General features: G+C 63.3%; 4 protein-coding genes. 3 read left to right on the top strand and 1 reads right to left on the bottom strand.

Annotated elements, in window-relative coordinates; genetic code table 11:
• Nucleotides 1–68 precede the first annotated feature (68 nt).
• On the bottom strand, nt 69–1121 hold the full coding sequence (locus tag ACXJKE_RS05170; RefSeq protein WP_457279481.1) for a CDP-6-deoxy-delta-3,4-glucoseen reductase: 1053 nt from the start codon (nt 1119–1121) through the stop codon (nt 69–71).
• Nucleotides 1122–1182: 61 nt separating this feature from the next.
• Between ACXJKE_RS05170 and ACXJKE_RS05165 the strand changes: the two genes are divergently transcribed.
• The 3 genes from ACXJKE_RS05165 to ACXJKE_RS05155 all read left to right on the top strand — a co-directional run bounded on the left by ACXJKE_RS05165 (nt 1183) and on the right by ACXJKE_RS05155 (nt 12162).
• Nucleotides 1183–2109, top strand: coding sequence for an SDR family oxidoreductase (locus ACXJKE_RS05165; protein WP_457279480.1), 927 nt, complete (start codon nt 1183–1185; stop codon nt 2107–2109).
• 411 nt (nt 2110–2520) lie between these two features.
• On the top strand, nt 2521–10443 hold the full coding sequence (locus ACXJKE_RS05160; protein WP_457279479.1) for a beta strand repeat-containing protein: 7923 nt from the start codon (nt 2521–2523) through the stop codon (nt 10441–10443).
• 27 nt (nt 10444–10470) lie between these two features.
• The gene (locus ACXJKE_RS05155; RefSeq protein ID WP_457279478.1) at nt 10471–12162 is read left to right on the top strand and encodes a ShlB/FhaC/HecB family hemolysin secretion/activation protein; all 1692 of its coding nucleotides are present in this window, start codon (nt 10471–10473) and stop codon (nt 12160–12162) included.
• Nucleotides 12163–12244: the final 82 nt, after the last annotated feature.

The raw sequence follows: 12244 nt of genomic DNA, 5'->3' as shown, positions 1-12244 counted from the left end.
AGCCCCGGCTGACGAATCAGCCGGGGCGTTTCTTTTTCTTCTTCTTGTTTGTCGGGTGCGTGCGCCGTTCAGGTTTCGGCGGGTACGGTAGCCTGGGCTTTTTCTTTTTCGGTCACAAAGGAGTCGGCATAAAACTCGTCGTCCGGCAGGCCCGCAGCCGTGTAGGCGGCCTGGGCCGAATCCACGACGATGGGCGCGCCGCAGGCATACACCTGATGACCGGAAAGGTCGGAAAAATCATCCAGCACGGCCTGGTGGACAAAGCCGGTCCGGCCGGTCCAGTTGTCCTCGGGCAGGGCATTGGAAATCACCGGCACGTAGCGCAAATTCGGCATTTCCGCGGTCCTGGCCTTGACCCAGTCGTCCATGTACAAATCGGCCGGGCGGCGGCCGCCCCAGTACAGCACGGCCGGGCGCGTGATGCCCTTGTGTTGCAGATGCTCGATCAGCGCCTTGATGGGCGCAAAGCCCGTGCCCGATGCCAGCAGCACCATGGGTTTGTCGCTGTCTTCGCGCAGGTAAAAGCTGCCGAAAGGACCCTCGATGCGCAGGATTTCCTTTTCTTTCATGGGGCCGAACACGTGCTCGGTGAACTTGCCGCCCGGCATGTGGCGGATGTGCAGCTCCACACCCGGGTTGTCGGCCTGGGTGTGCGGCGCATTGCCCATCGAATACGCGCGGCGGTCGCCGTCGCGCAGCAGGAACTCCACATACTGGCCGGCGTGGTACTTGAACACATCGCTGGCCGGCAATTGCAGGCGCACCACCATCACGTCGTGCGAGGCCTTGGTCAGGCTGTTGATGCGCACCGGCATTTTCTTGACCGGGAAAGCGCTTTCATCCGTGACGTGGCGTGATTCGAGCACGACGTCGCTCGTCGCCCTGGCGCTGCAGGTCAGGATGAAGCCGTTCGCCTCTTCCTCGGGTGACATGGCCTTGACCTGGTGCGCGCCGTGAAGGACGCTGCCTTCCAGTTTTTTGGACTTGCAGGAGCCGCAGGCGCCGTCCTTGCAGCCGTAGGGCAGGCCGATGCCCTGGCGAATGGCGGCCGCCAGCAGCGGTTCATCCGCCTCGGCGATGAATGTCCGGCCACTGGGTTGCACAGTCACGTTAAAGCTCATATTCGGTATCCTTGCGGTATCTGTTCTCGACCTGGCTGGCTTTTTCCAGCAACCCCCAATTTTGCCCTCAAACCTGAACCCCCTAGGCGCGCTGCCTTTTCGTTTCCGCCGCGAGCGGGTTTTGATCGTCGGTTGCGGCGATGTGGGCCAACGCGTGGCCCGCCTGCTGCCACGCAATGTCCGGCTCATGGCCCTGACCTCATCGCCGGAGCGCTTGCCGGCTTTGCGCGCACAGCGCATCACGCCGCTACAGGGCAACCTGGACGACGCTGCCTCCCTGCGGCGACTGGCGGGGGTGGCTACGCGGGTGGTGCACCTGGCGCCGCCGCCCGGCGACCAGCCCGATTGGCGTACCGACCCACGGACGCTGGCGCTACTGCGCGCGCTGCGCCTGCGCAGCCTGCCGCAGTCGCTGGTGTATGGCTCCACCAGCGGGGTGTATGGCGACTGCGGCGGCGAATGGGTGCGCGAAACGCGGCCATTGAAGCCCCACACACCGCGTGCCCAGCGGCGTGTACATGCTGAGGCGCATCTGCGGCTTTTCGGCCGGGCCACCGGCACCCGTGTGCACCTGCTGCGCATCCCGGGTATCTATGCGCCCGACCGCGAAGGCGGTACGCCGCGTGGCAGGTTGCTCAAGGGCACACCTGTACTGCGTGCCGAAGACGACGTCTACACCAACCATATCCACGCCGACGACCTGGCCCGTGCCTGCCTGGCGGCGCTGTGGCGCGGCAAGCCCCAGCGCGCCAGCAACGCCAGTGACGACACGCAGTTGAAGATGGGCGACTATTTCGACCTGGCGGCGGACCTCTACGGCCTGCCGCGGCCGCCGCGCCTGGCACGGGGCACGGCACAGGAAGAGTTGCCGCTGATGCTGCTGAGCTTCATGAGCGAGTCGCGCCGGCTGGACAACACCCGCCTGAAGCAGGAGCTGCGGCTTCGTTTGCACTACCCGACAGTAGCAATTGGCCTGTGCGATCGGTGAGCACGCCAGCCGCGCGGCGCAACGCAATAAATGCCATTGACCGCCTGAAATGAACGGGTTGCCACCATGGCAGCCCGTTTTCTCATTTTGGGTGTCTTTTTTTGGCAACGGCATTGCGGTCGAATGTTACAACCAAAGCGGTAACAAATTGAAACTAACGTGGTCGACCTGGAGCACGTTTCTATTAACCGCAAAAAGAACTTTTTTTAACCCGATGTGCCGGGTTTCCTTTGTGAATACCATCACTTCGAGTGCCTCTGTCTTGCAACCGGCTGACGCAAGGGGACTCGCGGGATGTGAAAAATGCACAAAAAAAGTTCGAAAAATGCGCGTACGGCAGCGCAATTTGTAACAAATATCGGTCAACACGCACCCACCGCGGCGCCGCCGTTTTTTGATGCACTGGGACGGATGGCCGATAGCGCCGCGGGCAGATGGACCCTGCGCAAGCCCGTAACGGCCGTTTTGCTGCTGGGAGCAGCAACAGCGCAGGCCGGCCCGGTAGACGGTCAAGTCACTTCGGGCGCAGCCAGCATCTCGCAGAGCGGCTCCGCCACCACCATCAATCAATCCAGCCAGAACGCTTCGCTGACCTGGAAGAGCTTTAACGTAGGCGCGCAGGAAAGCGTCAACTTCGTGCAGCCTTCGGCCAGCGCGATCGCGGTCAACCGCATCCTGGACACCCACGGCAGCCAGATCCTGGGCCAGCTCAATGCCAACGGGCAGGTTTTCCTGATCAATCCCAACGGCATCCTGTTTGGCGCCGGTGCTCAGGTCAATGTGGGCGGGCTGGTGGCGTCCACGCTGGATGTCAAGGATGCGGACCTGAGCAACGGAAAGCGCAGCTTCAGCGGCGCAGGCGCAGGCAGTGTGGTCAACCAGGGCCGCATCAATGCTGCCACGGGCGGCTACGTTGCCCTGGTCGGCAATACCGTGCGCAACCAGGGCACCATCAACGCCCCGCAGGGCAGCGTGGCGCTGGCGGCAGGCAGCGCGGCTACTTTGACCTTCCAGGGCAACCAGCTGCTCAAGATCGAGGTGGACCAGAGCGTTCTCAACAGCCTGGCCGAGAACGGCGGATTGATTCTGGCTGACGGCGGGCAGGCGCTGATGAGCGCCGGTGCCAAGGATTCCCTGCTGGCCAGCGCAGTCAACAACACCGGGGTGATCCAGGCGCGCACCGTGGAAAACCGCAGCGGCACCATCATCCTGCTGGGCGGCATGGCCGCCGGCACCGCCAACATTGCGGGCACGCTGGACGCTTCGGCGCCCAACGGCGGCAACGGCGGCTTTGTGGAAACCTCGGGCGCGCAGGTGAACATTGCCGACGGCGCCCGGATCACCACGGCGGCCCCCGCGGGCCAAAGCGGCACCTGGCTGATCGACCCGGTGGATTTCACCATCGCCGCTGCGGGCGGGAACATCACGGGTGCGGCCCTGAGTGCCAACCTGGGTTCAGGCAACGTCGTCATCCAGAGCAGCAGCGGGAACACGGGCACAGCGGGCGACGTCAACGTCAACGACGTGGTGAGCTGGAGCATCAACCAGCTGACGCTCAACGCGCAGAACAACATCAACATCAACGCCAACCTCAATGCCTCCGGTACGGGCAAGCTGGCGCTGGAATACGGCCAGGGCAATACCAATGGCATCACCAACTCCTACAACGTCAACAACGGCGCGAAGATCAATTTGCCGGCAGGCAACAATTTCAGCACCAAGCAAGGCAGCAACGGTACCCCCGTCGCCTATACGGTGATCACTGACCTGGGTACCGCAACCAGCACCAGCGGCACAGATTTACAGGGCATGAGCGGCAATCTCAACGGTCGCTACGCACTGGGCGCTGACATCGACGCCTCGCCAACCAGCGCTTGGAACGGCGGCAGTGGATTCGAACCGCTGGGCAACAACCTGGCGCAATTCAGTGGCATCCTGGACGGTTTGGGCCACACCATTTCCGGCCTCACTATCAACCGGCCCACCGCCACCTACGTCGGTCTGCTCGGCTATGTAGGCGCTTCGGGGCGAATCAACAATTTGGGCTTGGCCGGCGGTAGCGTCACGGGCCAAACCAAAGTCGGCGCGTTGGCCGGGTGGAGCAATGGCAATATCACTAACAGCTACGCCAGCACCTCAGTGACCGGCTCCGGATCCGAGGCTGGTGGGCTGGTGGGGACCAGCCAGGGCGTAATCCGCAACAGCCACGCCAGCGGCGCGGTGATCGGCTCGTTCATTGTTGGCGGGCTGGTTGGCTGGAACCAGGGCCTTATCAGCGACAGCTATGCCACCGGCTCTGTCGGCGCATCGAGTTCGCGGGTTGGCGGGCTGGTGGGCGACATGCTCAACGGCGGAAGCGTCAGCAATAGCTACGCCAGCGGCAACGTCACCAGCACCGGCCAGGATGTCGGCGGGCTCGTGGGGTATTGGGACAGCAATGGCACCGCCAATGTTGTGATCAGCAATAGTTATGCGAGTGGCACGGTGTCCGGCACCACGAATGTCGGCGGCCTGGTGGGCTATAAATTTGATGCTGGCGGCACGATCAATAGCAGCTACGCGACGGGGGCCGTGAGCGGCACCAGCAATCTGGGTGGGCTGGTCGGCTTGTGGGACGCCGGAACGGCGATCAACAACAGTTTCTGGGACACCGTCACAACCGGGCGGGCCACAAGCTCGGGCGGCGGCATGGGCATGACCACGGCCCAGATGCAGCAGCAGGCCAATTTCAGCTCGGCCACGGCTGCCAACGGCAACGTCAACCCGAACTGGGATTTCACCAGCGTCTGGCGTATTTATGAGGGAAATAGCCGTCCCCTGCTCAAGGCACTCATGAAGGCCACCACGGTCACCGTCGCCAACACCAGCAAGACCTATGACAGGCTGTCCTGGAATGGTGGAACCAGCGTCAGTTGCTCCAACGTGGCCTGCGGCAGCTTGTCGGGCAGCATCGGTTTCGGCGGGACCGCCCAGGGCGCGGTCAATGCCGGAAGCTATACGGTGACAGCGTCCGGCCTGTATTCCAACCAGCAGGGCTACGACATCAGTTACGCCAATGGCACGCTGACAGTCAATCCCGCCAGTTTGGCTGTCACCGGCGTGAGCGCAAACAACAAGGTGTATGACGCCGGCACCACCGCCACCCTCAACGGCACGGCCAGCGTAACAGCCATCGCCGGCGACACGGTGAGCATCGCCGGCGCCGGCAGCGGTGCTTTCGCCGACAAGAACGTGGGCAACGGCAAAGCCGTGACGGTCACCGGCTACACGCTGGGCGGCGCAGATGCCGGCAACTATGTCATCGTGCAGCCCACGGGCCTGACCGCGAACATCACGCCGGCCAGCCTTGCCGTTGGCGGTGTGACGATCCAGAACAAGGTGTACAACGCCAGCGACGCCGCCACCATCAACGGCACGGCCAGCGTTGCAGCTTTCGCCGGTGATACGGTGAACGTGGCCGGCACAGGCATCGGCCGGTTTGCCGACAAGAACGTGGGCAACGGCAAGGTGGTTACCGTGACCGGCTACACGCTGGGCGGCGCCGACGCCGGCAACTACACCGTGGTGCAACCCACAGGTTTCACGGCCAACATCACGCCGGCCAACCTGGCGGTTACGGGCGTGGGAGCCAACAACAAGGTTTATGACACAACGACCACCGCGACGCTCAACGGAACAGCGGCTGTCACAGCCTTGGGCGGCGATACCGTGACGTTGGGCGGCACCGGCAGCGGCAATTTCGCAAACAAGAACGTTGGCAACGGCAAGGTGGTTACCGTGACCGGCTACACGCTGGGCGGCGCCGATGCCGGCAATTACACCGTGGTGCAGCCCACAAGTGTCACGGCTAACATCACGCCGGCAAGCCTGGCTGTCACGGGTGTGGGGGCCAACAACAAGGTCTACGACACAACGACCACCGCGACGCTGAGCGGAACAGCGGCGGTGACAGCTCTGGGTGGCGATACCGTGACGGTGGGCGGCACCGGCAGCGGCAATTTCAACAACAAGAACGTGGGCAACGGCAAGGTCGTGACCGTGACCGGCTACACGCTGGGCGGCGCCGATGCGAGCAACTACACCGTGGTTCAACCCACGGCGGTGACCGCCAACATCACGCCCGCCAGCCTGGCCGTCACAGGTGTAGGCGCAAACAACAAGGTTTACGACACAACGACCACAGCGACGCTGAGCGGGACGGCAGCGGTGACGGCTTTGGGTGGCGATACCGTGACCGTGGGCGGTACCGGCAATGGCGCCTTCGCCAACAAGAATGTGGGCAATGGCAAGGCGGTGACTGTGACCGGCTACACGCTGGGCGGTGCCGACGCCGGCAACTACACCGTGGTGCAACCCACGAGCTTGACCGCCAATATCACACCGGCCAGCTTGACTGTCACGGGTGTAGGCGCAAACAACAAGGTCTACGACACAACGACCACAGCGACGCTGAGCGGGACAGCAGCGGTGACGGCTTTGGGTGGCGATACCGTGACGGTGGGCGGTACCGGCAGCGGCACCTTCGCCAACAAGAATGTGGGCAATGGCAAGGTGGTGACTGTGACCGGCTACACACTGGGCGGAGCAGACGCTGGTAACTACACCGTGGTGCAGCCCACGGCGGTGACCGCCAACATCACACCGGCCAGCCTGGCGGTGACGGGTGTGAGTGCAAACAACAAGGTCTATGACACCACCACTACGGCCACGCTGAGCGGAACAGCCGCCATTACGGCCCTGGGTGGCGATACTGTGACGGTGGGTGGCACCGGCAGCGGCAATTTCGTCAACAAGAATGTTGGCAATGGCAAGACCGTCACCGTGACCGGCTACACACTGGGCGGCGCTGATGCCGGCAACTACACCGTGGTTCAACCCACCGGCGTCACAGCCAACATCACGCCGGCCAGCCTGGCTGTCACGGGTGTAGGCGCAAACAACAAGGTCTACGACACCACCACCACCGCCACACTCAATGGCACGGCGGCCGTCGCGGCCCTGAGCGGTGACGTGGTGACGGTTGGCGGTGGCAGCGGCACCTTTGCCAACAAGAATGTGGGCAATGGCAAGGCGGTGACTGTGGCCGGCTACACACTGGGCGGTGCTGACGCCGGCAACTACACCGTGGTGCAACCCACGGGATTGACCGCGAACATCACGCCGGCTGGCCTGGCTGTTACCGGCGTAGGCGCGAACAACAAGGTCTACGACACGACCACCACGGCGACACTCAACGGAATGGCAGCCGTTACGGCCTTGGGCGGTGACGTCGTGGCCGTGGCCGGCACGGGCAGCGGCAGCTTCGCCAACAAGAATGTTGGCAACGGCAAGGCCGTGACTGTCACCGGCTATACGCTGAGCGGTGCGGACGCCGGCAACTACACCGTGGTGCAACCCACGGCGGTGACCGCGAGCATCACGCCAGCCAGCCTGGCTGTTACCGGCTTAGGCGCCAACAACAAGGTCTACGACGCAACGACCACCGCGACTCTCAACGGAACGGCGGCTGTTACGGCCCTGGGGGGTGATGTCGTGACGGTTGGCGGTGGAAGTGGTGCTTTTGCCGACAAGAATGTGGGCAATGGCAAGGCGGTGACTGTGACCGGCTACACGCTGGGCGGTGCGGACGCCGGTAATTACACCGTGGTGCAACCCACCAGCTTGACCGCCAACATCACCCCCGCCAGCCTCACGGTCACAGGTGTGAATGCCAACAACAAGGTGTACGACACCACAACTGCAGCCACGCTCAGCGGAACAGCTGCGGTGACGGCCTTGGGTGGTGACGCGGTGACGGTAGGCGGCGCCGGCAGCGCCAGCTTCGCCAACAAAAACGTAGGCAATGGCAAGGCCGTAACCGTCACCGGCTACACGCTGGGCGGTGCCGACGCCGGCAATTACACCGTGGTGCAACCCACCAGCTTGACCGCCAACATCACACCGGCCAGCTTGACTGTCAGCGGTGTGAGCGCAAACAACAAGGTCTACGACACCACCACTACGGCCACGCTGAGCGGAACAGCAGCGGTGACGGCTTTGGGTGGCGATACCGTGACCGTGGGCGGTACCGGCAGCGGAAATTTCGCCAACAAGAACGTAGGTAACGGCAAGGCCGTCACCGTCACCGGCTACACACTGGGCGGAGCCGATGCCGGCAACTACACCGTGGTGCAGCCAACAGGTGTCACGGCCAACATCACGCCGGCCAGCCTGGCCATTACGGGTGTAGGCGCGAACAACAAGGTCTACGACACCACCACCACCGCCACGCTCAATGGCACCGCAAACGTCGCCGCCCTGGGCGGCGATGTGGTGACGGTTGGCGGTGGCAGCGGCACCTTCGCCGACAAGAATGTGGGCAACGGCAAGGCTGTGACGGTCAGCGGCTACACACTGGGTGGAGCCGATGCCGGCAACTACACCGTGGTGCAGCCCACCGGTGTCACGGCCAATATCACACCGGCCAACCTGGCGGTCACAGGCGTGGGGGCCAACAACAAGGTGTATGACACCACCACGACGGCGACGCTGAGCGGAACGGCAGCGGTGACGGCTTTGGGTGGCGATACCGTGACCGTGGGCGGTACCGGCAATGGCGCCTTCGCCAACAAGAATGTGGGCAATGGCAAGGCGGTGACTGTGACCGGCTACACGCTGGGCGGTGCCGACGCCGGCAACTACACCGTGGTGCAACCCACCAGTGTCACGGCAAACATCACACCAGCCAGCTTGGCGGTGACGGGTGTGAGCGCAAACAACAAGGTCTACGACACCACCACTACGGCCACGCTGAGCGGAACAGCAGCGGTGACGGCTTTGGGCGGCGATACCGTGACGGTGGGCGGCACCGGCAGCGGCACCTTTGCCAACAAAAACGTGGGTAACGGAAAGGTCGTCACTGTCACCGGCTATGCGCTGGGCGGTGCCGATGCCGGCAACTACACCGTGGTGCAGCCCACAGCTGTCACGGCCAACATCACGCCAGCCAGCCTGGCAGTCACAGGTGTGGGCGCCAACAACAAGGTGTATGACACGACGACCACAGCGACGCTCAACGGAACGGCGGCTGTCACAGCTCTGGGCGGCGATACCGTGACGGTGGGCGGCACCGGCAGCGGCAATTTCAATAACAAAAACGTTGGCAATGGTAAAGCTGTGACGGTTACCGGCTACACACTGGGCGGTGCCGACGCAAGCAACTACATCGTGGTGCAGCCTACGGCAGTGACTGCCAACATCACGCCGGCCAGCGTGGCCGTCACGGGCGTGGGGGCAAACAGCAAGGTGTATGACGCGGGTACTGCCGCCACCCTCAATGGCACAGCCGCTGTGGCTGCTTTGGGTGGTGACGTGGTGAGTGTGAGTGGCGGCAGCGGCACTTTTACTGACAAGAATGTGGGCAACAGCAAGGTCGTGACCGTGACCGGCTACACCCTGGGCGGAGCCGACGCCGGCAACTACACCGTGGTGCAACCCACCGGCCTCGCAGCCAACATCACACCAGCCAGCCTGGCTGTCACAGGCGTCGGGGCAAACAACAAGGTCTACGACACCACCACCAACGTCACGCTTAACGGAACGGCGGGGGTCACGGCCCTGGGCGGTGATGTGGTGACTGTGGGTGGTACCGGCAGTGGCGCCTTCGCAAACAAAAATGTGGGCAACGGCAAGGTCGTGACGGTGACCGGCTATACGCTGGGCGGAGCCGACGCCGGGAACTACACCGTGGTGCAACCTACAGGTGTCACGGCAAACATCACACCGGCCAGCCTGGCTGTCACCGGTGTGAATGCGCAGAACAAGGTTTTTGACGGTACGACTGCGGCCACCTTGGGTGGTACCGCCGCCGTGGCGGCCCTGGTCGGTGACGTGGTTAGCGTCAGTGGCGGCAGCGGGGCTTTTGCCAACGCGAATGTGGGTAACGCAAAGCCCGTGACCGTGACCGGCTATACCCTGGGCGGGGTTGACGCGGCCAACTACACGGTGGTGCAACCGACCGGGCTGACGGCATCCATCACTCCCTTGCCTGTCACAGCTGTGCCCGCACGGGCGGGAACGCTTGGGCGGGGGGGCGCCGATGATGGTGCCGACGCCGCCATGCAACAGGCCGTGGATGGGACACGCTCCAAATCCGGCCTGATCGAGGTATCTCCCATCCTTCGGGTAACTCGCAGCGCAAGCGCGGATGCCTCCGGTGGAGACGAACTGGTGGTTTCCGGTGGGGCCGTCGAGGTGCTGCAGGATGTGGTTGCCACAGTAAGAAAAGATCCGCGCCTGCATATCGTTGACGGCGGCGTGCAGCTGCAAAACGGTGTGCTGGCCGCTCAAAAATAAATACGGCCACCCCACAAAAGTTTCCCCATGAAATGCAACGTATCCGGTAAGCACGCTGTGCTGCTGTTGGCAGCCGCGCCCCTGTTCGCGGTCCAGGCGGCTGATCCGCTGCCGGTTGATATCGGCACCATCCTCCAGCAGGTCCAGCCGTCCCAGCAAGCCGTCCCATCGCCCCGCGGAGAAAGGCCGCCTCTCAGCAATGAGGGGAATGTCCCGCCGCCACCTGCACGTCCCGCCGTGACGGTGGATGTCAAATCGATCAACATCATCGGCAACACCCTGTTTGAGACAGCCACGCTGCATGCACTGGTGGCCGATGCTGAAGGCAAAAGCCTGACGCTTGACCAGCTCGACGAAATGGCGGGGCGCATAGGCCAGTATTACCACAGCAGGGGCCAGACCTTTGCCCGGGCCGTGGTGCCTGCGCAGGTGATCCAGTCGGGCGTTGTTCGCTTTCTGGTGATCGAGGCGCGCTACGGCAAGGTCGGCGTCAACAACCAGACGCGCGTGAACGACCTGCTGCTGCAGGCGACGGTAGCGCCGCTGCAAAACGGGCAGCCAGTCGACCAGGCCCTGCTGGACAAGTCCCTGCTGTTGCTGTCGGACATACCCGGCGTGGTGGTGCAGGCAACCTTAAGACCCGGCGACGGGATGGGCACCTCCGATCTGAGTATCGATACCACGCCCGGCCCGGCGGTTTCAGGAAGCCTGGTTGTGGATGGCTACGGCAACAGCTATACAGGAAGAGCCCGCTTGGGCGGTACGGTGTACGTCAACAACCCCTTGAAGCATGGCGATGTCCTGAGCCTGAGCGGCCTGAGTTCCGGGAAGGGGCTGAGCTACGGACGGGTGGGCTACGAATCATTGTTGAACGGCCAGGGTACCCGCGCAGGAGCCGCCTATTCCTTGCTGGACTACAAAATTGGCGGGTCTCTTGAGATACTTGGCGCACACGGTTCCGCCGAGACCGGCAGCCTCTGGGGCAAGCATCCGCTGGTGCGAAGCCAGACGGTCAACCTCTATGGACAGATTCAGTACGACACGGTGCAGTTGCGCGAGCGTGTAGACGTGGCAGGAATAAAAACAGACCGGCATCTCGACTCCTGGACGTCGAGCCTGACCGGGGACTGGCGGGACACCTTGCTGTCCGGCGGCATCAATACCTGGAGCCTGGGATGGACCCGGGGCAGGGTGGTTTTTGACGCTGCCGAGGCGCAGCTGGACGATGCGGCCAGCGCTAGGACGCAGGGCTGGTTTTCAAAGGCCAATCTGGGCTTCTCCCGCTTGCAGCGCCTGGGGCAAAACAGCACGCTGCATTTTTCATGGGCGGGCCAGTGGGCCAACACCAACCTCGATTCGTCGCAAAAAATGTCCGTGGGCGGGCCCTATTCGGTGCGTGCCTACGATGTGGGTGCGCTGTCGGGTGATACGGGTTACCGCACAAGCGTCGAGCTGCGCTACGACCTGGGGCAGGTTGTCGGCGGCAAGCTCCAGGCGGTGGCGTTCTGGGACGGTGCCTACCTGAAAGTCAATCAACGACCCTGGGTGGCAGGTGCGAACAGTGCAACGCTCAGCGGAGCGGGGGTCGGCCTTGACTGGACGGGGCTCAACCAGTGGCGGGCTCGCGCCTATCTGGCCTCGCCCCTGGGGCAGACACCCGAGCTGGTCAGGACGACAGATTCAACGCGGATGTGGACCGAGGTCGCCTACCGTTTTTGAAGGCTCCGCTGCTTGTGCCCATTCCTGGCTTGTGGTGCCGGGCTGTCAATTCGCGTAGCCCTGTAGTGCTATTAAATAAATA

Source organism: Polaromonas sp. P5_D5 (assembly GCF_054049435.1).
This window is presented reverse-complemented; position numbering and strand designations above follow the sequence as displayed.

Coding starts and splice junctions, on each gene's coding strand:
- ACXJKE_RS05170 (WP_457279481.1), bottom strand. CDS start 1,121: ATGAGCTTTAACGTGACTGTGCAACCCAGTGGCCGGACATTCATCGCC.
- ACXJKE_RS05160 (WP_457279479.1), top strand. CDS start 2,521: ATGGCCGATAGCGCCGCGGGCAGATGGACCCTGCGCAAGCCCGTAACG.
- ACXJKE_RS05155 (WP_457279478.1), top strand. CDS start 10,471: ATGAAATGCAACGTATCCGGTAAGCACGCTGTGCTGCTGTTGGCAGCC.